The organism is Hafnia psychrotolerans (genome assembly GCF_014639435.1).
Classification (GTDB): domain Bacteria; phylum Pseudomonadota; class Gammaproteobacteria; order Enterobacterales; family Enterobacteriaceae; genus Ewingella; species Ewingella psychrotolerans.
Map to the genome: position 1 here is coordinate 348,615 of NZ_BMFZ01000004.1, position 23,835 is coordinate 372,449.

Annotated in this window: 20 protein-coding genes, 3 pseudogenes and 2 riboswitches; of the genes and pseudogenes, 6 read left to right on the plus strand and 17 right to left on the minus strand. The window is 45.8% G+C overall.

Translation table 11 applies throughout. The features are described from left to right. Positions 1-19: 19 nt before the first annotated feature. The 5 genes from IEV89_RS09960 to IEV89_RS09980 are packed head-to-tail and all read right to left on the minus strand — an operon-like array spanning position 20 to position 4,811. Complete coding sequence (locus IEV89_RS09960) at positions 20-517, minus strand: YbaK/EbsC family protein (protein WP_188473065.1); 498 nt, start codon at positions 515-517, stop codon at positions 20-22. Positions 518-545: 28 nt separating this feature from the next. Next, positions 546-1,346 (minus strand): 2OG-Fe(II)-dependent halogenase WelO5 family protein, encoded by an 801-nt coding sequence (locus IEV89_RS09965; RefSeq protein ID WP_188473067.1) that lies wholly within the window; start codon positions 1,344-1,346, stop codon positions 546-548. Between the two features lie 4 nt (positions 1,347-1,350). Next, positions 1,351-2,058 (minus strand): class II glutamine amidotransferase, encoded by a 708-nt coding sequence (locus IEV89_RS09970; protein WP_188473068.1) that lies wholly within the window; start codon positions 2,056-2,058, stop codon positions 1,351-1,353. Further along, complete coding sequence (locus tag IEV89_RS09975; protein WP_188473071.1) at positions 2,046-3,323, minus strand: ATP-grasp domain-containing protein; 1,278 nt, start codon at positions 3,321-3,323, stop codon at positions 2,046-2,048. The genes IEV89_RS09970 and IEV89_RS09975 overlap by 13 nt, the downstream gene beginning before the upstream one ends. A 15-nt stretch (positions 3,324-3,338) precedes the next feature. Beyond that, positions 3,339-4,811 (minus strand): hypothetical protein, encoded by a 1,473-nt coding sequence (locus IEV89_RS09980; protein WP_188473073.1) that lies wholly within the window; start codon positions 4,809-4,811, stop codon positions 3,339-3,341. Between the two features lie 200 nt (positions 4,812-5,011). Here IEV89_RS09980 and IEV89_RS09985 point away from each other — a divergent pair, with 200 nt between their 5' ends. After that, positions 5,012-6,475 (plus strand): aminotransferase-like domain-containing protein, encoded by a 1,464-nt coding sequence (locus IEV89_RS09985; RefSeq protein ID WP_188473075.1) that lies wholly within the window; start codon positions 5,012-5,014, stop codon positions 6,473-6,475. 209 nt (positions 6,476-6,684) lie between these two features. Here IEV89_RS09985 and IEV89_RS09990 read toward each other — a convergent pair whose 3' ends face one another. Then, positions 6,685-7,575, minus strand: a complete 891-nt coding sequence (locus tag IEV89_RS09990; protein ID WP_188473077.1) for an integrase domain-containing protein — start codon at positions 7,573-7,575, stop codon at positions 6,685-6,687. Between the two features lie 904 nt (positions 7,576-8,479). Further along, the gene (locus IEV89_RS09995) at positions 8,480-9,094 is read right to left on the minus strand and encodes a hypothetical protein (RefSeq protein WP_188473079.1); all 615 of its coding nucleotides are present in this window, start codon (positions 9,092-9,094) and stop codon (positions 8,480-8,482) included. A gap of 37 nt (positions 9,095-9,131) precedes the next feature. On the opposite strand from IEV89_RS09995, the pseudogene IEV89_RS21720 reads away from it, so the two are divergent. Together IEV89_RS21720 and IEV89_RS10010 are read left to right on the plus strand one after the other, a co-directional pair. Beyond that, positions 9,132-9,632: pseudogene (locus IEV89_RS21720) on the plus strand (hypothetical protein); the annotation flags it as partial. After that, positions 9,629-10,473: pseudogene (locus IEV89_RS10010) on the plus strand (IS110 family RNA-guided transposase); the annotation flags it as partial. The pseudogenes IEV89_RS21720 and IEV89_RS10010, both read left to right, overlap by 4 nt. A gap of 581 nt (positions 10,474-11,054) precedes the next feature. On the opposite strand, the gene eno reads toward IEV89_RS10010, so the two are convergent. From eno to IEV89_RS10025, 3 genes are read right to left on the minus strand one after another with little or no spacing between them, the layout of a single operon-like run. Then, the gene (gene eno / locus IEV89_RS10015) at positions 11,055-12,335 is read right to left on the minus strand and encodes a phosphopyruvate hydratase (protein WP_188473081.1); all 1,281 of its coding nucleotides are present in this window, start codon (positions 12,333-12,335) and stop codon (positions 11,055-11,057) included. 14 nt (positions 12,336-12,349) lie between these two features. Continuing rightward, the gene (locus tag IEV89_RS10020) at positions 12,350-12,778 is read right to left on the minus strand and encodes an adenine nucleotide alpha hydrolase family protein (RefSeq protein ID WP_188473083.1); all 429 of its coding nucleotides are present in this window, start codon (positions 12,776-12,778) and stop codon (positions 12,350-12,352) included. A gap of 3 nt (positions 12,779-12,781) precedes the next feature. After that, on the minus strand, positions 12,782-13,684 hold the full coding sequence (locus IEV89_RS10025; protein WP_188473085.1) for a manganese-dependent inorganic pyrophosphatase: 903 nt from the start codon (positions 13,682-13,684) through the stop codon (positions 12,782-12,784). 102 nt (positions 13,685-13,786) lie between these two features. Further along, a riboswitch (Fluoride riboswitch) is annotated at positions 13,787-13,861 on the minus strand. A gap of 178 nt (positions 13,862-14,039) precedes the next feature. Between IEV89_RS10025 and gpmA the strand changes: the two genes are divergently transcribed. After that, positions 14,040-14,726 (plus strand): 2,3-diphosphoglycerate-dependent phosphoglycerate mutase, encoded by a 687-nt coding sequence (gene gpmA / locus IEV89_RS10030; protein WP_188473087.1) that lies wholly within the window; start codon positions 14,040-14,042, stop codon positions 14,724-14,726. Between the two features lie 203 nt (positions 14,727-14,929). Here gpmA and IEV89_RS10035 read toward each other — a convergent pair whose 3' ends face one another. The 4 genes from IEV89_RS10035 to IEV89_RS10050 all read right to left on the minus strand — a co-directional run bounded on the left by IEV89_RS10035 (position 14,930) and on the right by IEV89_RS10050 (position 19,024). Beyond that, the gene (locus IEV89_RS10035) at positions 14,930-16,465 is read right to left on the minus strand and encodes a MutS-related protein (protein ID WP_188473089.1); all 1,536 of its coding nucleotides are present in this window, start codon (positions 16,463-16,465) and stop codon (positions 14,930-14,932) included. Then, positions 16,462-18,000, minus strand: a complete 1,539-nt coding sequence (locus IEV89_RS10040; RefSeq protein WP_188473091.1) for a MutS-related protein — start codon at positions 17,998-18,000, stop codon at positions 16,462-16,464. The genes IEV89_RS10035 and IEV89_RS10040 overlap by 4 nt, the downstream gene beginning before the upstream one ends. 191 nt (positions 18,001-18,191) lie before the next feature. Beyond that, positions 18,192-18,578 carry a helix-turn-helix domain-containing protein gene (locus IEV89_RS10045; RefSeq protein WP_188473093.1) on the minus strand — a complete coding sequence of 129 codons (387 nt, stop codon included), beginning with the start codon at positions 18,576-18,578 and terminating at the stop codon, positions 18,192-18,194. Between the two features lie 149 nt (positions 18,579-18,727). Beyond that, complete coding sequence (locus IEV89_RS10050; protein WP_229746435.1) at positions 18,728-19,024, minus strand: hypothetical protein; 297 nt, start codon at positions 19,022-19,024, stop codon at positions 18,728-18,730. A gap of 102 nt (positions 19,025-19,126) precedes the next feature. After that, positions 19,127-19,201: riboswitch (Fluoride riboswitch) on the minus strand. A gap of 72 nt (positions 19,202-19,273) precedes the next feature. On the opposite strand from IEV89_RS10050, the pseudogene umuC reads away from it, so the two are divergent. Both umuC and IEV89_RS10060 read left to right on the plus strand, forming a co-directional pair. Next, positions 19,274-20,059: pseudogene (umuC, locus tag IEV89_RS10055) on the plus strand (translesion error-prone DNA polymerase V subunit UmuC); the annotation flags it as partial. 156 nt (positions 20,060-20,215) lie between these two features. After that, positions 20,216-20,500, plus strand: coding sequence for a hypothetical protein (locus IEV89_RS10060; protein ID WP_229746436.1), 285 nt, complete (start codon positions 20,216-20,218; stop codon positions 20,498-20,500). A gap of 34 nt (positions 20,501-20,534) precedes the next feature. On the opposite strand, the gene IEV89_RS10065 is transcribed toward IEV89_RS10060, so the two are convergent. From IEV89_RS10065 to IEV89_RS10075, 3 genes are read right to left on the minus strand one after another with little or no spacing between them, the layout of a single operon-like run. Further along, positions 20,535-22,061, minus strand: coding sequence for a conjugal transfer protein TraG N-terminal domain-containing protein (locus tag IEV89_RS10065; protein ID WP_060435722.1), 1,527 nt, complete (start codon positions 22,059-22,061; stop codon positions 20,535-20,537). 9 nt (positions 22,062-22,070) lie between these two features. Beyond that, positions 22,071-22,418: a hypothetical protein gene (locus IEV89_RS10070; RefSeq protein ID WP_188473095.1), complete on the minus strand. Its 348-nt coding sequence runs from the start codon at positions 22,416-22,418 to the stop codon at positions 22,071-22,073. Next, positions 22,418-23,782: an integrating conjugative element protein gene (locus IEV89_RS10075; RefSeq protein ID WP_188473284.1), complete on the minus strand. Its 1,365-nt coding sequence runs from the start codon at positions 23,780-23,782 to the stop codon at positions 22,418-22,420. Before IEV89_RS10075 ends, IEV89_RS10070 begins: the two co-directional genes overlap by 1 nt. Positions 23,783-23,835 lie beyond the last annotated feature (53 nt).

Below are 23,835 nucleotides of genomic sequence, written 5' to 3' on the forward strand. Positions count from 1 at the left end.
GTATTCCTTATATAATTCGCTAAACTTTCGCTATCATCGGTGTTGCTATTTCAGCAATACAATTTCGCCCTACCACCTTGAAATAATCATCGGCGTTCAACGATATCGATTTATTCAATTCTCCAGCATTAAAATACAGTCTCCCTACGCTGCAAAGGCGTTCATCTACACACAGCGTTAATTTGTCATTAAAGCTAAAAGGGGGGACTGCCCCCATCTGACACTCCGTAAGTTTTTGCGCCACTTCCGGCGGCGCAAAGGTGGACTTCTTCCCCCCCATTAAGCGGGCAATACTTTTGAAGTTGACCTTGCTGTCGCCCGGAACTATTGCCAGAACATATTGTAGCTGTTCCGTACCATTCTGTACCTGCAGAACCATAGCTTTTGCTGCTTGCTGAAGTTTATTGCCACGTATTTTGCTAATAATATCGGTGCAGCCCTCAGCCTCATGCTCAATGATGTCAAAATCCACCTGCCGATAAATAAGCAACTCTTTGATTTTATTAAATATTATCATGTAATACCTTTTTAGATGGGTAGTAGTGCTAACTCCAGGCGATTGCCTGCTTCATACCTTTATCTCGTATCCCGAAGAAGAAACCCATGGTGATGCGCGTATCGCCGACGACACGATCTATTTCATGGTAATAAGCTGGATTAAATATGTAGATATCGCCACTGAGAGGTCGGAATTCAAAACTTTCATAGCCTTCTTTTATGCCATCTTGATAGCCCAATTCACCTAACGTTTTAAAACGCTCATCTTCCTGTTGCCATTTTTTCTTGTAGATACGCAAGGCTCCGCCATCGTTACACTCTTGTAGACAAACGACACAACTCAGCTGATGTAGTATTTCAGTTACCACTAAGCCGGTACCTGCGGCGTCACGGACTATATGGTCGTTATGTAATGGATTTGACACGCCATTCGCATGAAAACGTACAATTGACCCCGCATATAGCCCGTAATGAACATCATTCGCCGTCTCCAGGATGTCTAGTTTCAACACCTGTTTTACCCATTGATATACTTTCTGTTGCAATGAAGTAAGTGAGCTCGGCAACAATGGTTGGATATCGCGGAATCCTGTAAAATAGTTTCCCGGGGCGGAGATATATTTTGCCAAATACGGTCCCAAGGTAGTCAAAGCCCCATTTGAATAATGAGAAACCTGGATGCTATTTCGGCATTGCTGCAAATCATCAACCACCCCCCTTCTTACTTCAGGTTTCAGAAAGTTGCGTAAGACCAGCAGTGGAACTCGTGCGCTAACGATTTCATCAAGCCAGGCAGACTCAACCTGCGTCGTCGGATCAATTATTCGGACTTGGTTCAATATGGTCATATATTCACTCCGCTAAAGATATTTCATACAGTTCGTGATTAAGCATCTGACGCCAATGAGATGCTTCTCCCAGAGCTAAAACTTGTTCTGATGCAATGTATTTAGTATTGCCATTTTGATAAAGATGCATTGTAAAATAACTCTGTAACAATGTATTTTCTGGATACCACTGCCAAGCCCAAGCTTTATCACCTGTAATAAAGAAAGCATTACCCGAACTGCTACCAGGGGCTAAACTCGCCATTTTCCCAGAGAGGTAATACCGAGTAAAATCCCCCGGATTTATATGGTCTACAATATATTCAAGGTATTCTGCCGAGTCGAAGTGTGAGACATCTAAACTTAGGTGCGGATAAATTGTTGGCAGAAAACCATTATGCATCAAATACCATGCAGTGGAATTACACTGACGAAACAATGGATGAGAGAATTGAACTCCGATATTTTTACTCAGCGTTGCATGACGTACATGAACTGCTAAAAATTTTGTACGAATGCTGTCAATATCAATATTTGATAACGCATCAGCAAAAGACTCTGATCCATGTAGAGTATTTATTTTTCCATTTTCTAGCCACAGGCAACCCCAGCCATTAGGATGCACCTTTATAGGCCCGTCGTGTTGTGCCGTTTCTCCACAGCACATGGACCGAGCAGCCTCCATGACTTGCGCTACCGAGAAATCGCCACGTGCCAAGATCATTCTGCACATTGCAACCCCTTATTAGCAGATGCCCGACTCGTTGATATAATGCCATGGAAGGCCGTCAAAATTTCCCGTGTGTCATTCGCCGTCAGACGCAATGTACCGAGAATACCGGCGTGGCGGGTCAAATCCGCATAAAGAGAGGATTCACTAGAGATATTAAGCTGCGGAAAATTAATTGGTAGTAACACATTGCCGCACTGATTTTGTTGTACCCAAAACTCGGCGGCAGAAAGATGCGATGCCTGACGCAAACGTAAGTGACCTACTGCAGGAGAATGCGGTAAATAAGTAATACCTTCAAACGATTTGCCTTGTTCGATGTTAAAGGCAATTTCCGCCCAGTTAAGGCCCGTTGTTTCCTTAACCAAGTTAACCACTCCCATACCAGATAAGCGAAATCCCATTTCGAGGAAATAGGGGACACCATCCACCACGATGAAATCGATATGGAATGCCCCCTGTTGATAATTAAAGGTTTCACAGCAGAAGTGCATCAAGTTGATAAATTCTTTGGGCAATTTATTGGCAGCTTCTGCCACATGGCCTGATTCGTAAAAACTGATATTACCGTCATTATTCTCTGTTACTTCAATGACCTTTTGACAGCAGGTTAGTGCGAATGGCCGTCCATTACAAACAACTCCTTGTAACGAATATTCTTCACCTTGCAGGTAGTTTTCAATAATGAACCCGGAGAATAAGCGTCCGCCATAGTTCATAGTAGCCGCCAGCTTATTGACAGCAGAATCCAGATCTTCAGGCGTTTTAATAAGCCAAATACCCAGCCCACCGCCTCCATCTATTGGCTTAATTACAGAGGGGTAACTTAAAACGTCACGTGAATCTTTGATACTGTGTGCTGATGAGAAAAAACGAAAATTGGGCTGAGAAAAAGTAATATTGGTCGTTTTTAGAGCCATACGTTGGGCGTACTTATCCAACGGTATAAAGCTTTGACCTTCGTGTGAATTGCTGAGCATTTCCCGCACACGACCGGCACATTGGTTATAAGCTTCAAATCCTGCGAGCACAACTTCCGGCTGCTTGAGTAACCCGGCATTCATGTAGGCTTGCAACACCTCAACGTGATTTTCGGGATGATCAATACGCAAGATCATATCGAAGGGGAACGCTATACATAGCGACTGATAGTCAACAAAGTCACCCATTTCAACCAACACGGTATAAAATCCCTGACCCTGAGCTATTTCACAGTAGGGGTTCTGCCCATCACGTGTAGCCCCGATCTGCAGAAAGATATTTTTCATAACTTCGTCCCTTGATTAACGTCCAGAAATTACTTCACTAACAACCTCCTGAGTCACTCCATTACTCACCTGAATAACCGCTTTATGCGGGTCAAAACGGAGTATTCGTGCAAGTGGGTCTGCCGACTTACCTTCCAATAGTGAGTTAACCAGTAAACTGCCATAACATTGACGCAACTGTGGCAAGGTAAGACCGGAGAGTTGTTGCAAATCCCCACTTAGAGATGTGTTATTTGGCGTACTACTGTCACCAAGAAGCTTATGGATATCATCAACTGAAAAATGAAGATTTTCCTGCACCAAATAAGTGGCCAAATTTCTCCCTCGTTCAGTAAACGGTGAGTAGATCATACAAGTCAGATGTTCGGTAGTGAGGTTGAAAGCGTCCAGCGCGAACTGCTCTGCACGCTGACGCTGGCTTACGATTGCATCGTCATCCTTATAGCGCTGGGCCATTTCCGCAATTAAATGAGGTGGAAAATCCTTCTGCCTCATTAGTCCAAGGGCGAAATGTACATATTCGCGAATTCCCTCTTTATAGCTGCGTTTCAACAATGTCTCAGCTCTTAAACCACGAATGTGAGCCATCAATGTTGGATTGCCACAATCCGACTCGGAAAAACTAAACATCAGCGGGTCAAAGCTAAAATGCATAAAATCGCTCAATAATGTCCAGTGGGCTCCCGCCTCATAGGCAGTGTCCTGATAGATATTAAAAAACAATGGGTCACGCGGCAGTTTGAAGATAATGCGATGGGCCGGATCAACATTGTCAACACCATAGATATTGCTAAAGTATGCTTTCGCTACACCATCCAAGGTTTCGAGAAAACCCGAGAATCCATGATGCTGCTCAGTTTTTGGCGCTTTAAACAGGCGGGAAAGATGGCGAGCCCATGCTATATAAGCCGTTTGCTCATGTGTAGAGTCTCCTGTGATAATGATATCAACCCCCCCATTGTAATGAGCAGCCATGCCGAATGAGTTCACCATACTCAGGTTACAGGCGTTACAAAAGGTTGAGCGAGCATCTGCTTGAAACCGGTGACCATTCATTAACACATCCATACGATTCTGGCAGCGGACAGCATCAGGCATTATTAAATGTCGTTGGAAGGGACGAATGAGTAAGCCATCAGTAATTAAACATTCGACTAATTCATCACCGTGAATCTTTAATGCCTGGTAAACTCGGTCAATATTTTCCATCACACTGTCATTCATTCCTGCATGACGATTTGTAACAATCCTTAAAAGAAAAGTATCGCCTTTCTCCGCCAATACTAAACCTTGAACATACCGGATATAAGCAACCATATAGCTGCTATCCTTCCCACCGCCATAAGCAAGCAATACCGTTTTCTGACGGTCACATGAATCATTATTTAAGGCGGACATCAATCTCTTTGCACATTTCTTTGCAGATTCAATAATCGATGGGGAAAGATATTTATCAATATCCTTCATCATTTGTAATGTATTATTCATCGTTTTCCATTTATCAGAGATAATAAATAATGAGCTATGCACCAGGCAGAGGCCATTGGCTAATAATTGAACGAATTTGGACTTTTAAGACCTTCGATAATGAATGACTGGAGTTCACTATTTTTAAGCCTTGATAGTTAAACTACTATCAAAGTAATCTCTTTAATACACACAGATAAGAACGAAATGGGGTGGAACAGATGCTAATTGAGAAAGCACAGCGACATGGAATATCAGCCAGCCGATATCGCCAGATTACTGAGCAGATAAAGCACGCAATTCATGCAGGTTTGTTACCTCCCAATGCGCGTTTGCCGTCAGTAAGAACATTGGCTACCCAGTACAATATCAGCCTGACAACTGCGTTGAAAACCTTGCGAACGCTGGAGGATGAACACTACGCAGTGGCAAAACCCAAATCCGGTTTTTTTGTTGTTCCACGGTTAAATCCTCTCCAAAATAATGCGATATTGGCTGAGCAGCCGCGTGAGATTGCACCGCTCGATGAACAAACTGAACTGCACATGGCGATGGTTGGTGAAGATTGTCGTGTTCGTTTGGATCTGGCTAACGGTGATAGTTCTTTGTATCCTATCAAAAAACTCAGTTTGATCATGCGTCAACTTGGTTACAGTAAACCTTTTTTGCTCGGAGATACGGTAAAAGGTACTGGTTACATACCATTAAAGACTGAAATAGCCCGACGAGCTATAGACTATGGCTGCAATATCAATCCGGATAATATTTTGATTACCAATGGTTGTATTGAAGCCCTTTCCCTTTCGCTTCGCGCAACTGTAGAGCCGGGTGATGCGATCGCCGTTGAATCGCCCTGCTATTTTGTTTTATTACAAATGTTACGTAATCTCAATTTGCGAGTAATTGAGGTTGATGCCTGTAATGATGGTTACGTTGATAGTGAGAAGTTGGTTGCGCTTTTCCAGAGAAAAGCCGTTAAAGTATTTGTTACATTATCAAATATTAATAACCCTTTGGGAAAAAATATACCGAATGAGCAGAAGGCATATATCGCGCGACAGGCTGATGAAAATGATGTGATCATTATTGAAGATGATATTTTTGGTGATACAGCATTTAGTGAGCAACGACCTTTTCCGATGAGAGCTTTCAGCCCGCATGTCATCCTGTGCAGTGGTTTCTCTAAAACAGTGGCACCTGGAGTACGTATCGGCTGGGTACACAGCAACAATTACATGCGCAAAATCACCTCATTGAAATATACATCGACTATGGGTTCACCAATATTACCGCAGGCAACCATTGCAGAGTTGCTGAAAAATGGCGGATATGATGCGCATCTGCGTAAGCTAAGGCGTGAACTGGCCAGTCAGATGAGCAAGATTCGTCAAACGGTAATACGAGAATTTCCCTTGGGAACCAAAATTACTAAACCTGAAGGAGGGTATGTATTGTGGGTAGAAATGCCAGAGCAAGCATTGAATGTACGAACTTTGTTTATTAAGGCTCGCAACGCAGGGATTGGAATTGCTCCCGGACATATTTTTGCTACCGATGATCGCTATGATCACTGCTTCCGGTTGAACGCCGGTTTTGGTTACAACGATGAAGTCGAAAAAGCGATAGTGCAGCTTGGCCAATGGTGTCTTCAATCACTGTCGGAAAGTCTGAGTACCAGGCTTTAGACACCCAATAAAACATGCTCTAAAAATGCCTGAGTGATAAGGAAACAGGATGCGGATGACATCATGGCGCGTGTTATTTAACCCAGTAATAACGCCGGATATATGGCAGCAAACCGTATCAACTCATTGCTTGCACAACACGGGACGTCCAAATATGGCACACTGAATTTGGCCACCTTAATAAGGTTGCAAGTTACTAGGGCAGATTTTTACTTATCTCTGTCTAGCTTATTATAAACGCGAGTCACGTAATGCCCCCGACCGTCCCCATGACCTAAATCCATGGAAACTAATGCCTCGGCTTCTTTCTGGCTATATCCCTTTTCCAAATGGTATTGCATGGCATCTCTTGAATATGCATATCGCAAACTGTGCGGGGCATATTTACCGATAAGACCGGCCTCTCTGACAATATTGCGGTATCGTTCAATGGCAAGGTGGATCCCAGTTTTATCTATCAATTTCCCGTTGTTATTTTTCATAAAGCGTATTGCATTATTTACGACGCTAAGCAAAGTCTGGCGGTCAATAATCGTCGTATCGCGAGGTCGCCCCCCTTTCGTACCGAAAACGATCCTGACTTTTTCCTGATCACTCTGAAGAACCGTTTGCCATGTCATTAGTGACTTAACGGATTGCATCGTTTCTTCCGTACGCAAACCAAGATGTCGTGATAATTCCATGGCGATCGCAGCACCCGCATCGACTTCACGGATTTTATCAAGAGTTTCTTTATATACATCATCAGGAATAGCGACTTTGGTACCATCTCGACTGGCTCCTGAAATACCTAACGCTGCATTGCTTAATTTCTCATGTTCTGGATTAGCCATAAACGTTTTACCCGCAGTGCGAAGCACCGCCCGGATTGCCGCCATTTCATTTTGCAAAGTACGTTTGGAGATATCCTCTGAAAGCCGGCTTTTTATGTAAAGCGCAATATGATGTGTTTTCAAATTCCCAGCATCGCGAATTTGAATATTCATTTTTAATAAACGGTCAGCCAAACGATCGGCAATTTTCATTCTGTCGGAAACCGTCTTGAAACTTCCTCCCGCCTGGCGAGCAAGCGTGACCAGGCTTTTATTTAATTTCGCCATAAACACTCCAAATTGACACGAGGTGAGTTAGGCATTCCGTCCCGGTGAACGGAATGCCTAACTCACCGGCTCCCCGGATACTTCAGTAAAAAACATCTCACCCCGACGGCACGGTTAATTTTGCGCTTCCTGCGTCTCAACAGACATCTGTGCATCGGGGCGGCGAAATGTTGAGTTCTTGCGAGGCTCCCCAGGTCTCAGACCTGTTCGCGGCTTATGCCGGGCTGATTTGCATCAGTCTACCTCCACACACCAGTTTCCTGGTGTCGCCATCGATGTCGTGTTGATTTACCTCCTCTAATTTAAAAATTGTCTTCATACAGAGTTTCCGCAGATAGGACAGTTGGTGAGCAATTAATGACCTGAATGACAGTTAAACGATCTGTTATGCGTTTTAAAACCGTCACTACGTGTTGGTCAGATGGTAGAAATGTTGTTGAAGTGGCAGTACGTCAGTGCTGCCGGTTGTGCGCTGCGCGCGTCACTTGGTACTCGTTTCACTCGGACGCAAGTGACGCCGCGCTCCTCTGCTCTCAATGCGTACGTGGAAGATGCCAAATGTTCCAATTGGCATACCCACAGTCCGCAAAGTTCGCAACCGGCAGCTGACGTCAAAGCATCAAATCGAAGTGAAACTGGAGTGAAAACTGCAAAACGTAATTGCGTAAAAAATCTGCAAATTGAAGTAGAAGAGACCTTACCGCGATCCTATCGCGATCCCCATTCTCAAAGGTTAACGGGGGTACCGCCCGAAGGCGCCACCTCTCAGGTTACGGTGGCATTGGCAGTGCGATCACCCGAAGGCGCCCCCCTCAGATCGCTGGGACATTGGCATGTTGCTTAAAGCAACGGTAATACAGCTGGTATACTAATCATTCCTGCATGGCCAAGGCAAGATCCTATCTTATTTTTCTTTGAGCGCTTCTACTCTTGGCGTCATCCAGTCGACTATTGATGTCATGAAATCATTCCATTCGGGATGTTTTGAAACCAAGGAAATGATGTTGTTGAGAGCAACTGCGCGGTTTATACCTAACTCATCAATAACCTGGTCGATATATTTGTGACCATCCTTGACATATTTTATTTTTTTAGCTGCTTCGATGATCTCTGTTTCCTCATCTTTCAAGTCATTTATTAAATCAGAACATAGAAGGTAATGAACGTATGATTCTGGATTATGGCCTTCGGGTAAATTGAATTGAAGAACCTTATTGCGTGCCACGCCCCTCAGTCTCTTCACTTTTTCATCTTCACCAGTAAGTGATTTATTAATCCGTTCAGTTTTACTTTCTGGCGTTCGGTATTCATCGCCATTTAGTACTACGCAAAAATCATCACATGACTCCCCCTTCAAGAGCAGACCTGATAAAATAGTGAACGCATTAATTGCAGCACCATAAGTACTTACAGACACGAACTTATTGGCTTTCATTTTTCCAGCCGCGTTTTGTATTATTCCCTCTGCAAAATCTGTAGTGATGTGATGGACGCCCCTTTCTAACGTAGTCAGTGCCATACTTTTACTGACTGAATTAATCTGGGAGTAACACCACATGAACACGATCAGAGTTGTTGGTATCGATATTGCCAAATCTGTTTTTCAGGTATGTGTTTGGATGGTTGATGGTTCCGTTGCCTGGAACAGAAAAATATCACGTCAGAAATTGCTGGATACGCTTCGCCAGTTTGAGCCGGGTACTTTAATCACAATGGAGGCTTGTTTAACCTCACATTTCTGGGGGCGAACCCTCAGTTCTATGGGGTATAGCGTAAGGCTTATACCCGCGAGACTCCCTGAACAGTTCTCGTTAATCGGGAAACTCAGGGCGCGTTATCCCGTGGCCTCTCTCTGCCACGTGTTCGGGGTTCATCGTAGCAGCTACAAATACTGGCAAAACCGTCCTCAAAAACCAGACGGCAGACGGGCTGTATTACAAAGCCAGGTGCTGGAGCTGCACAACATCAGCCATGGCTCCGCTGGGGCAAGGAGCATCGCCACAATGGCAACCCAGAGAGGCTATCGGATGGGACGCTGGCTTGCTGGCAGACTGATGAATGTGGCGGTTCTCACTTTATGGCACGCAAGTTGGAAGAGTTAGGCCATTTCCCAAAACTCATATCACCACAATTTGTCCGCCCATTCGTTAAAAGTAACAAAAACGACTTTGTCGACGCCGAAGCTATTTGTGAAGCTGCATCGCGTCCGTCTATGCGTTTTGTGCAACCTAGAACTGAATCTCAGCAGGCAATGCGGGCTCTACATCGTGTCCGTAAATCCCTGGTTCAGGATAAGGTAAAAACAACCAATCAGATGCATGCTTTTCTGCTGGAATTTGGCATCAGCGTTCCACGAGGAGCTGCCGTTATTAGCCGACTGAGCACCCTTCTTGAGGACAGTAGTTTGCCTCTTTATCTCAGCCAGTTATTGCTGAGATTACAACAGTATTATCACTATCTTGTTGAGCAGATTAAAGATTTGGAATCTCAGTTGAAACGAAAGTTGGACGACGATGAGATTGGACAGCGCTTGCTGAGCATTCTCTGCGTCGGAACGCTGACAGCGAGTACTATTTCAACTGAGATTGGCGACGGGAAACAGTACGCCAGCAGCCGTGACTTTGCGGCGACAACAGGGCTGGTACCTCGACAGTACAGCACGGGAGGTCGGACGACATTGCTGGGAATTAGTAAGCGAGGCAACAAAAAGATCCGAACTTTGTTGGTTCAATGTGCCAGGGTATTTATACAAAAACTGGAACACCAGTCTGGTAAATTGGCCGATTGGGTCAGGGATTTACTGTGCAGGAAAACTTTGTGGTCACTTGTGCTCTGGCAAACAAGCTGGCCAGAATAGCCTGGGCACTGACGGCACGACAGCAAATTTATGAAGCATAACGGCAGAAATAAACCGGTTTAATGAATCACTCATCTGGTTTTACGAATACTGATATTGATGATACTAACGGCCCACCGGCCTGTTGAGGAGCCTGTAAAACGGAAAGGCTCATTGAAGCCGTATATTTTCTAGAGGTTCATCAGACGCGGAACTCATCGAGGCTCGGGAATAAAATCCCATTCAGACGCCGGATAGATTCAAGCAAGCCAACTTATCGTCAAAATCGGTGTTGCAAAAACGGGAGTGACCATAGATCCGTTTTCTGAAGCGACCCCTGTCAGGACTCATCTTTGTTTGATCTGAGATTTTCCGATACATTATCGGATAAAAAAATGCTCTCTAAAGTTGTTATTTATTTGACATTAACAGCCTCGACAATTGCTGCGCGGAGGCACCAACTATAAGTGAAATAATAATGATGCCCACTGTGGGTAATGTATTGCCGGTAAACAAGCATCCCAGGAATAAAACGGCGTAAGTTGCGACAATACCTGTAAACATAGAAATAATAAAAATGTGAGTTTTCATCATATCTCCTTAATCCCCCCGGTGGTGTTCCAGGGGGATTAATACGGTAAGGTTATTTAAAGGCAGACTTTCCTGCGAACTTTGCCGACGAACCCAGCTCATCCTCAATTCGCATGAGTTGGTTGTATTTTTCGATACGCTCACCCCGACATGGTGCCCCTGTTTTAAGATGACCGGCACGCATTGCCACTGTCATGTCGGCGATAAAGCTGTCCACTGTTTCACCGCTGCGGTGTGAGATAAAAGCGCCCCAGTCGTTGTCATGGCAGAGCTGAATCGCGTCAAAGGTTTCACTCAGAGAACCAATCTGATTGAGTTTAATTAATGCGGCATTGGCAAGGTTTTCATCGATACCGCGCTGAATATATTTCACGTTGGTCACAAACAGGTCATCACCGACCAGTTCCACCTGCTCCCCTAAAGCATCGTGCAGAACTTTCCACCCTGCCCAGTCATCCTCAGCAAGGCCGTCTTCGATCAGTGCAATCGGGAAGTTTTTCACCAGCGTTTGATAGTAGTTTGTCATCTCCTGTGAGGTCAGCTCGGCATTTTCTGTGCGCAGATGATATTTTCCGTCTCGGTAAAACTCACTGGAGGCCGGATCCATGCAGATCACAATGTCTTCACCAGGGCGGTACCCAGCTTTCTCAATGGCAAGAACAATCAGCTCCAGCGGTTCACGATTTGAAGAAACTACCGGAGCGAATCCGCCTTCATCCCCCACACCGGCCGACAACCCCTTATCAAGAAGAACTTGACGAAGTGCCTGATACACTTCACTACCCCAGCGCACGGCTTCCCTGAACGTCGGTGCACCGCAGGGGGCAATCATGAATTCCTGAAAGTCAGCACCTTGTCCGCGGGCATGTACACCTCCGTTAATGATGTTCATGCAGGGTACGGGCAGCAGATTTGCCCCTATCCCGCCAAGGTAACGGTATAAAGGCGTATGGGATAATTGAGCCGCGAGTCGCGATACGGCCAGTGACACGCCCAAAATAGCATTTGCCCCCAGGCGCGCTTTGTTATCCGTTCCGTCCAGAGCAATCATGATGTTATCGATGCCACGCTGATCGCGCACATCATGCCCTTTAAGGCTGTCATAAATTTCGGAGTTAACGCTTTCGATAGCGTTGAGAACACCCTTTCCGCCAAAGCGCGCTTTATCACCGTCGCGACGCTCATTGGCTTCGCGCGAACCGGTACTGGCTCCGGAAGGGACTGAGGCTCTTGCCATTGTGCCGCATTCGGTTGTGACATCTACTTCGATGGTCGGGTTACCCCGTGAGTCCAGGATTTCGCGGGCAACAATTTTATCAATAATAAAGCTCATATAAACCTCGAATATTAGTGAGTAGTAATGTGCTTAATCAACACATCGACGGTCAGGTGGTTGATGAATTCAATAGAATGGGAAGAGAGCGTCCCGAACAGCCTGTTTTTGTGTCCCATAATCACCAGATCTACACCTGCTCCGGTGACACAGGCCTCGACGTCCTTAAAGCGGCTGATAGTAACGATTTCTTTCACATCCACGGGAAAGCTCACGGTTTCTACCAACCGGCTAAGCATGGCTTTGGCCGCAACAATTTCAGCAGACTGTCTGTCTTTCGTTAATGAGTCAGAGGCAATGTCTAACTCCCGGTAATCTGAAGTGAGGTGCCCAAGGGTGATTGCCGTCCCTTGCTCATGGAATCCCTTTGCAACCCCCTGCAGCAGGAGTTGGCCGTCGGTTTCATCGCTAAGCAATATCAGAGCATGTTTATAGAGTGGCATTGATTACCTCGAGGAGGTTGAGATGGCACCCGTCAGCCACGGCAGTATGTCCTTTTTCCTGCTGATAACGCCGGGAAGAGACAGACACGTGAGATCGAGCGCATTATCTTCTGAGAAATATAACGTTGTGTTTTTCTGGAAAATGTCCGTGACAGCCAACATTGCAATATCAACGTCGCCTGAAAGATACACTTTTGTTAACGCGGCAAGTAGGTCAGTGAGCACGGCATCGACTGCCGACATGCCTGCCACTTCGATTTGAGACAACAGCACTGACTTACCGTTAATCTGGTAGCGCTTGGCATCCTTCATAAGAAGTAGCTCGGGTGTCTGCCCAGTGATGTCGGTTTTAGCGATAAGCAGCTCTTTCACAAAGGCGTCATAGTCCAGTTGGCTTATGCTGGATAATGCCTGCACGGCAGCAATGTCCTGAGCTGTAGTGGTCGGGGATGTGAGCGCCACGGTGTCACTCAGTATCGCGCCCAACATTAGGGTAGCCTGAGATGAAGAAATGGGCTGAGGGTATTCTAGGGTAAGGATTTGCCAGAGCACGGTGGCACAGCAGCCGACGGAGCGTATCCAGACATCCGGAGGGTTTTGTGTCATGACCGTACCCAGTCGGTGATGGTCAATGATGCCCACAATATTACTTAAAGCTAAAGAAGGCGGTCCCTGCTCAGCGTCCGTAAAATCGACCAGCCAGACCTGTTTTCCACTCAGGTCTTCGTTGAGCTGGGGAGGGGGCTCCACGCCGGCCTTCTGCAGAATAAACGCCGTTTCCGGGGTAATGTCGCCAAGCCTGAAGGGTGTGGCGTGCTTTCCGAGGTATTGAAGCCAGTCCGCTGTAACGAGTGCGCTGCAGATGCTGTCGCTGTCGGGGTTGAGGTGGCCAAAAACGCGTATCATAGCGTCTTCCTCTGACGGGGCAGAAGATCGGTGACAGACGAGTAAACATAGATTTTTTTCATAAGAGTACCTGACATACGTGCCTAAGGGAAAAAGCAAAAATGTATATCAGGCGTCATCATCCAGACTGAGGAGTCCGGCGGTTGGGAAAGGTGGAACGCCATCACCTTAAATAAACTATAAGCCAAAAGTACAATCAGTTCAATCAGTGCAAAGAAAGTTCATTGCCACTTATATGCAGGCTGCGCTGGATCACTTGAGGGCTCAGGGAGATACGCTGAATGATGAAGATATCGCTCGTTTTGCTATGAATATGTAAACATGCTCGTCCATTATTCCAAATAGGTATACGCATATGCGAAAAATTGTACTGCTACGTCATGGAGAAAGCTTATGGAACCAAGAGAATCGTTTTACCGGCTGGACTGATATCCCGTTAACTCATAAAGGACAGAGGGAGGCAACTCTGGCAGCGCAGTTAATAAAAAAGTCAGGGATTCAGATAGATGCAACCTTTACCTCGGTACTCGTTCGTACCATTCACTCATTATGGCTTGTGCTGGACGAATTGGGGAAACAATGGTTACCTGTAGATAGATCGTGGCGTTTAAATGAACGTCACTATGGTGCCTTGCAGGGATTAAATAAAGACCTGGCGGCACAGCAACTGGGAGAGGAACAAGTCCACGCCTGGCGCAAAAGCTTTCGTGCTATTCCCCCCTTGCTCAAAGATGAACCCAACCGACTGCATCTTGATGCGCGCTATAAACACGTGGCACTGTCTGATTTACCTATGGGGGAAAGCCTTGAAATGACCATCCGACGTATGCTGCCTTATTGGCAACATGCAGTTATCCCGCGGATTCGCAGTGGGGAAACGCTGCTGCTTGTTGGGCACGGAAATACACTACGTGCACTGATGATGTATTTGGGTCGTCTTGATGAAAATGCAGTCATGCATTTGCACGTTCCGACGGGAATCCCCATAATTTATACTATGGAGGACAATATGGATGTCGTCCGCCATCAACTCCTTGAATGATACCCAAGTGGTATAACCTTTGTTCGGGGGAGGTCACCTTTTCTATCATTTCTGTCGAGATCGTGGCCTTGCTACAGGCAGAGAGTTATTTCTGAACCATCACTTCTGTGTTGACGCATGTTCTTGGACCTTTGTTCAAGACAGCCATCGGCTTTTATATTATGGCTAGCAGATACTGTGTCTTATCGGTCTGGAATAACCAATCACACTGCGTCATTTAACCGGTTATCATCGAGTTGGTCATCCTTGGTAAAAATGGCCCGGTACAGATCCTCACCATAACTGGTTTCTTGAGGTTCTCCCTGAATGATCTTAAATGTCCGCTTCCCACCGCAGCGTCTTTCTGCACAAAGATACACTGTATCCTGATGGTATTCCTGATAAAATGCACAAGCAAACTCTGATGAATGAGTAACAAAAAACACTTTAACTTCACTTTCAGCTAATGCTTTGACAACCCCTTTTATGATTTCAGCCCCTTCCCGACTATTGGTGGCAGAAAAGGACTCATTAAAGAGCACCAGGTCATCGTGCCGCAACGCGTTAACGATATCCCGCATTCGTCTCAACTCTTCATCCAACTTCCCGCTGACCATCTGGCTGTCTTCTTCACACTTATAATGGGTAAATACCTGTCTGCAGACATCGGCAGAATAGCATTTCGCCGATACAAACATGCCAGATTGCATCATCATCTGCGCAAGACCAATGCTACGTAAAAAAGTCGATTTTCCTCCCTGGTTAGCACCAGTAATAATAAATGTATTTTTATTGTCGGTATTTAAGGTGTTACTGACGACACACTTTGTTGTAGTGAGTACCAAGCAGGTATCAGAGAGTGCTTCAAACACGTGATAGCGCTCTCCTTTCCGCATGGGAACAGGGAAACAGAACGGGACATTACGTTGATTTAATGCATCAGAAAGGTTTAAACATGCAATATAAAATCCCAGTTCAGCACGTAATGAATTAAAGAAGTTGAGTAAATGGGCTGTTGCCTGTGCCATCGCACAGGCCACCAATGCTAACCCTTCATCTTTTAAATTGCTTAATGCTCTGAAGCCATTTTCATCACGCGGTGCGATCTGAACAATATAGTGTTCGGGTTTTTTGGCGAAAAGTCGCTTAAACCATCCTCCATCAGGTGTATTGGGTTGTCGCAGAACGTAGCTAAAACCCTTGTTTCCCTGTCCAAGTTTTACGCTCATCAATACCCCTTTTTTGAACTCCATCTGTTTCAAATGGGCCTCAATCTCATTCAGGTAATTATCATTCAATTCCATAGTGATCATTGTGAGCAAACGGGTCATTCCTGGTGATTCAAATTGACTAGTTATTTTTTCAGCAAGAAAACGGATTTTCTTTAAATTCTCCAAAAGGAAACGAGTAAAACGAATGGACTGGTGCAGGACCGTAGAAGGATAGTGACCAAACAACCCAAAATGCAGTTTTTCCTTTTCCATAAGTAAACACTCAACAACCATACGATAGAAATCACGGATTACATCTCTATTATACAGACAGTCTCTGAGAATAGACTGTCTGTATTCAATGTCATGAACTTCAATAAGTGGACGAGAAAATGCTTGTTTAACCACGGAATATAAAAATTTATCACCAGCAGACAGACTTTGGAATAAAACGTCTAGCTCTAGGTCCTTCATGACGGTTTTATAGTTACATGAATAATTATCATCAAGGATAAAATCAGTATCGCTATACATCAGATAAGCTTTCATCGACCTAACCTCTCTTTTATTTTGTCATACGTCAGTGAATATTTTTCGACCAATGTGGTTGAATAGGCAACTCCATCTGCTGGTTTTCTGATGACCTGATATGTTCTTAATGCGCAGTCATTACTACCAACGGTGCTCATCATGCTGACGATAGAACAGTTGAGATGGGTGAGCTCATCAATAAAGGTCACACAAACACAGAGTGCATCTAATGCCAAGATCTTTTCCATAATTCGAGTCCCCAGATAGACAGCATCCTGGGTGCTCGTGGATGTAAAAATTTCATTCATGATAATCAGACTTCGAGACGTTGCAGAATCCAATATGACTTTTATCCTCACCAGGTCGTCATAAAGTTTTCCTCGCAAATTATGGATATTTTCACTTTTTTCGAAGTGAGTGAATATCCTGTCTGTAAGATATAATTTGGCTTCTTCTGCCGGAACGAAAACACCTAACAAGGCCAAGTAATGAAGTTGTCCGACCATGCGTGCAAATGTTGTTTTTCCCCCTTGGTTGGGACCTGATACCACGAGAATCCGTTCATTGTCCTGCAAGTAAAATTCATTACAGATGACTTTCCTGTTGCTTTCAATTACCGCATCAGCAAGGGCCAAATCAAATGCCTTCGAGACAGAAATGCCTTTCTTTTCTCGGGTCACCGTCGGTATGCAAAACGGCAACTCCTTCTGAAATTTCTGAATATATTCAATATAGGCAAGATAGAATTGGATCTCGCGCTCAAACTTCGTGAGAGTACTGTCAACGTAATCTGGATGATTTGCGATGAATGTATTAAGAACGTCAAATTCACTGTGGAAGAGTTTGGCCACGCAATCAAGTATTTGAGCCTCAACATGATTGATACCGCTGTCATTGCTTTTGAAGTCCAATTCAACTCTGACGTCTCGTTGCTTAAATTTGGAAAAAAGATTAATTATTTTATCGCTGTAATCTATTTCTTGGCAGTACCTTTCAACAATAATGGTATTGCCATTTATTTTTGTGCTATATTTAATCTCTTCGAGTCTATTTTTAACCAAGCATGCATTTGCGTGCAGTTTTTGAAAAATCTCACCATGGTTATATTCGTTGATATAACTTTTGAAATTAAGCATGCCTCGCGATTCCACAGGAAATTCATTCAATCTTGCACATAGCTCAGAAATGGCATTAGTGTATAAAATAATGCAATCAAGTTCCCATCGACGCTTTTGGAAATGATAGAACATATTTTCTTTCTTACTCAAAATCTCCCGTATTGTCCTCATATGTGTAGAATAGGCAATCAATGTAGCATAGACCTCCTTTTTTGCCACATCCTGAATGACTTCTTGCCGATAGGAGATATCTTCAACATTTTTTAGTGGAGAGAAAAAGAATGCATTGATGTCATACTCATCTCGACCTTGAGTAATAGCGCTGACAACCCTATCAAGATTGAGATCAACAAAACACTCTGGGGCGTTCATTGAGAGGTTGTAATCCCTCTCCCTTTCGGTAGATTCAACAAATAGTATGCTGGTAAAACTCATGGCATTCCTCCACAACAGAAATACATAGATGATTTATTTGGTCATACACTAAATTCATAGACATTCTTGTAGGCACTGTACCGCTATAAGTGATCAGAATTTTTTAATCACAATTATATGCCCAAAAATGCAGCGCAGAGAAAGAATGCATGAATAGGCCTATCTATAAAAATTAGCACAATCATATCCGCTTAATATAATATATTACATTTGTGAGGGTGGAGGTATTTGTGCTCAACCGTTTCGCTTGTCATACGATACTTGTATGGAGAGATTGAAAAGTATTTTTTAAAGGTTCTGGTAAACGCTTGCTGGGAATCAAACCCATAACGTTCAGCAAGGTATATAATTGACTCATCACTATCTTTAAGCCTTTGCGCAATTATAGTCAACTTACGATTTCTAATGTATTCACCAATAGCACACCCAGTTTCTCTTTTAAATATTTTCTGTAAATGCCATTGTGAATATCCACAATATTCAGCTATTACTGCTATAGTTAAAGTTTGGTCGAAATTATCCTCAATCCATTCACAAACGCATCGTATGACTTGTTGGTTTAATTCTCTAGCAGACATAAACTCTCCTATTATACATTTCAGTAATTTGTATAAACAGCAGTGAAAACCGTAAATATGCATTCACATAAATCTCCAGCAGTGGAAATTATACTATTGTCATTGCATTCGAAATTAAGAATTCCCCCTTCCATCTGGAAGACTTTGTGTCATGACCGTGCCTGGTCGGTGATGGTCAATGATGCCCACATGTTATTTAAAACTAAAGAAGGCGGTCCCTGCTCAGCATCCGTAAAATCGACCAGCCAGACCTGTTTTCCACTCAGGTCTTCGTCAAGCAGGGGAGAGGGTTCCACGCCGTTTTGCTGTAGAATAAAGGCGATTTCAGGCGTGATATCACCGAGTCTAAATGGGGTAGCGTGCTTTCCGAGGTGGGTAAGCCAGTCGGCTGTAACAAACCCGTTGCAGATACTGTCGGGATTGAGGTGACCAAAAACGTGAATCATAGCGCCTCCTCTGACAAGCCAGAAGAGTGAAAATACACTGATAAGAATAGATTATTTTTCATATGAATACCTGACATACGTGCCTAAGGAAGAAAGCAAAAATGTATATCAGGTGTCATCATCCAGGCAGAGGAGTCTGGCGGTTGGGAAAGGTGGAACACCATCACCTTAAAAAAACTATAAGTCAAAAGTGCAATCAGAGCAAAGATATTTTATTGTCTCTTTATTTTCCCTTTTGGCTTTCTAGGGGGCGTTGTCGATCTCTCACTTGTTAGCCGTCAAAGAAAACTGATGGCATTGGTTGATGTCGGAGAAGTTTGGGGGGTGGGCCGACGTATATCGAAAAAGCTTCATGACATGGGCATCAAGACGGCGCTGCAATTGGCCGAAACCCCGACGCCACTGATCCGCAAGCATTTCAACATTGTCTTAGAACGGACCGTTAGAGAACTTCGCGGTGAACCTTGTTTGGAGCTCGAAGAGTTCGCACCTGCGAAACAGCAGATAGTCTGCTCCCGTTTATTCGGCGACAGAGTTACTGAGTACGACATGATGTGTGAAGCAATTTGCAGTCATGCCGTGCGTGCAGCAGAAAAACTACGCGGCGAGCATCAGTTTTGCCGGCATATCTCAGCATTCGTTAAAACCAGCACTTTTGACGTGAATGAAGTCTATTACGGCAAGACCGCTAGTACGATGTTACAGATCCCCACACAAGATAGTCGGGACATTGTGGCTGCAGCTACTAAATGCCTTGATGCAATCTGGCAAGATGGACACCGTTTCCAAAAATGCGGAGTCATACTAGGAGACTTTTATAGCCAGGGTGTAGCGCAATTAGGGCTGTTTGATGAGTATAAGCCGCGCTCTAACAGTGAGCAGTTGATGGCAGTGCTCGATGGTATCAATCATAGCGGCAAAGGTCGGGTATGGTTTGCTGGCCAGGGGATCCAGAAAAGTTGGGAGATGAAACGTCAAATGCTTTCTACCGCTTACACAACTCGCTTCAGTGACCTTATGCGCGTTAAGGTTTAAACCAGCAGGTCATTTCTATATTTTTATTCTGGCTTCCTTCTTCAATACATAATCTAAAAATGCCGCAACAGATGACGACAAGACATCCGCTTGAGTCTATTTGCTTGCCATGATATTTTTGGATGAGTGATTTATAACCAAAGAGTGATAAAGATTATGTCGCAAGGTTTTGATCCGAAAGATCTTGAGGAAATTTGCTCCAGGAAACCAACAAAATTCAAAATGAAGAAAGCAGATTACAAAGAACTTGGTCGTAATACGCTTTTGGGGTCTGTTGATCTTGTCTTCGGAGCCTTAGGCGCTGCGGTTCTTACTGTAGGAGCATTGAATAATAGTAATAAAGTCATCTCAAAATCCGAAAGCGATGATCTTGGTTATGGTTACAAAGACGGTAACCAAGGGTACGGTTATTATTTTGGTGATATTAAAGATGACAACTAGTAACTGAGAATCCATTCCAAGTTACTAGTTTTTGTTATTTTATGCCTTTAGTTGCAGCCGATGTTGCAGCATCCTTTGCCAATTTACCTCCCTTTTCACCTGCTTCCTGCGGCATTTTGCCTCCTTGTGACAAAGACTTCGCTACATCACCTACATTTACTCCTATCCAGCCTAGCATCCCAACCCAGAACATGGGGAAGACCACATACATCATTCCCAACACCAGGTTCATGATCCAACCATCAGCAGTTGAACTGGTAAATTCCGCAAACGGTACGCTGCTGTTTGATATGCCCTGTGCGGACATGCTGTCATACAAAATGGTAATCATCCTGTCATCGAGCCAGCCCGCTAATTCCCACCAGAATGTAATAAATATCAGTGCAAACAGCGCAAACGATATGGTCACCACCGTCTTAGGTTCATAGGCGCTGAACATCATCAGCACCGGAATGACGATGATAATCATCATCTCCAGCAGAGCCTGTATCATTGGCAATGCCTGCTTCAGCGCATCAAACCCCGGCAACGCTTCGGCCTGCTTAATTCCCACACCAATTGTCGACACGAGGCGGGTTACGTTAAATGCCAGGCCTGAGCCCACATCACTGCTGCCAGTAGCATAAGTCTCACCGCTGCCTGAAAGCCCAACGTTGCGCGGACTCACCAGCCAGCGCAGTGCCATCTCCTCCCACTGATCCTTGCTAAATTTCCGCTGTAGCTCAGCCTTGGTCGACTCATCCATATTGGCCAGCACCCGGGCCTTCAGGCCATTAGTGCCGTCAGACCACCACTGTTTACAGGTAGGATAACCGCCTTTTCCCACATCCGGATAGCCGCTGTCCCGGGCGTTGTCATACGGCCACTGGCTGCGCGGACTGGTCGATGTGTAATAATCATAGTAACCACTGGTATTGAGAAAGTAGCTGCTACCTATCCACCCTACTGAATTGATTGTTGCGTCACTCAGCTGGCTGTTGCTGTTTTTAAGCTTGAAGTAAGAACGGGAATAGCACTGATCTGCAAAGTCCTGCACTTCCTGCAGCACTATAGGGTCGCGAATTTTGGTGTTTTGCACGTCAAAGCGCATCTGGCGGAGCTGGTCTCCGCAGGGGATAGAGGCAATCATCGCCTGGGTGATGCCCTTGGAGATCATATGCAACAGGTACCACCAGACCGGGACTTCTGCCGTCTTGCCGTCAAAGTCATTAACCAGCCCCTTGTAACCGGAGTTCTGCGGCGTAGGTACGCTTACGCCGCACTGTTTCGCCCGTGAAGTGTCGAATTTAATGGTGCTGATATCGACCGGCAACAGCGGAATGCAGCAGAACAGCATCACGCAAAATGATACGTAGAGCGCGTGCTCAACCCGCGGCAGTGCAAGAACGCCTTTATTCCCCTCATCGGCGCCTTCTTCTCGCACCTTCAGCCAGATACCCAGGACCTTGAAAACCAGAGGCAGCGCGAAAAGTCCCGTACTAATAAGGATGTTCCACAGGGCGTTATTCAGCATCCAGCCGAACAACACCAGGAAGTACTCCAGAAAACTGTTGGCCGTCATGACGCCTCCTTATGCCAGTACGGAACGCCAGGCGGTGAATTCGATAACGATAATAAAACCCGCCGCCATCCACTCCAGGCGATGAAGTGATTGACCCGGGGATTTCTTCACAACCTGCGGTCGCACAACGTAAAACCAGGCCCAGCAAAGCCCGGTATAAATTGTCAGCCGCCAGGCAAACAGACCATACCGACTTGCACTCAGCCAGTCGCGCACCTTATGCACATCCGGATCGGCTTCGAACAGCACTGAGGCAATTAAGAAGAGCCCCACAGTCAGCGCGAGGATAACCAGAAAAGTCAGCACGAAACGGCGCGTACGGCCAAAACGACGCTGAGAGGAGACGGGTATCGTCATTATTGTGCTCCTGATTTCTGGCTCATGTTAATGAATCCCTGATCCTGACTTCCGCTGTGCTGCTGCAGGCGGCTGTCCTGATTGCGTACACCCTGACGTTCCAGGGTCGTGAGCAGACTGTTATTGCTGATGGACTTTCTCAATGCCATTTCGTTACTCAGCGCGGCCAGCTCCCGGTCGAGGGCATCAACGCGACGGTCCCCCTCGGCCAGCGCTTCCGGCTGGTCGGCCGCATTGGGTTCAGACTGGCCGGTAGTCAGCATGCGTCGCATGGTCAACGCCTGTTCCACAGTGTCAGACATGGCCAGTTCTCCTGCGAGGCGCTGTACCAGCGCCGCGTTATCCGGGTCGTCTTTCAGGGACTGAATAACCCCGCGGGTCACGACCAGGCTACCCGTTTTAAGCTTGCCCAGATTAACCGCCGTCGGCGCTTCAGAACCCCCGACCAGTTTGGTTAACTGCTCGAGGTTTTCTTTAGTCGTATCTTCAAGTATCGGTGAAAAGCCGGTACCGGCGACCGTGCTGCCGGCGGCATTTTCATCGCCGCCGCCGCCGCACTCGCTGGCATCACGACAAGTTCGGATCGACCTGTCACCCAGCACTTTCACCACCGCGCTCGCAGCAGTCTCGGAGTTCGGATAACGCTGGCAAACGGACCCATTACAGCTGGAAGCTCCCACGCTGCTGTTGCTGGTCACCGGCAGGTTGTTCATCATGTTGTAACCGGCCTTGGCCAGGTCATGCGTCGGTTTGATTGCCGGCTGGCCTTTGCCGCCACGCTTCTGGCCCCCGATCCATGTAGCACCTTCCTCCCCCGTCGCCTTCTGCAGTTTCTGATCGCTGCTGACTGCATCGCCGTCGCTGGAGGCGACAATATCCTTGTACTCCTCGGTGACGGCCGCCTGCGTCCACTTGCTTCCCATCGTGTAATCGGCCATTTTATTGGCCATGTTCTGACAGTTGAGTTTGGCCTTGTCAAAACTTAGTCCGGCCTGCAGCACGCCGTTGGTCAGCATTTCATACAGCCCGGGATTGGCGCGCTGGATAATCATCGCCGGCATACTGGATACTGCGCCGGTAGCCCCCTGCATCACGGTGCCCATCAGATCCTTAAAGCCGCTGGTCACACCGTTAAGCTGATTACCTACCGTCGTTTTCAGGTCAAAATTACCGCACATCAGGTCGCTGCTCATGCCGGCGTTCATACCCAGACGCGTCATGCTGTTTCGGGAAGCGGGTGGCGATATGACCGAGCCGCCGCCAATGGAATAAAACAGGCCGTCACTGATGGCCCCGTTGGCAGAAGCGCCGCTGGGAGAGGTGGTGACCTCAGCGTATGCATTGGGTGTGCCGCTGGCTAACATCACCAGCAACGTAAACGGGAGAGCGAGAGTAACTTTTTTTAGCTTTGTCATAG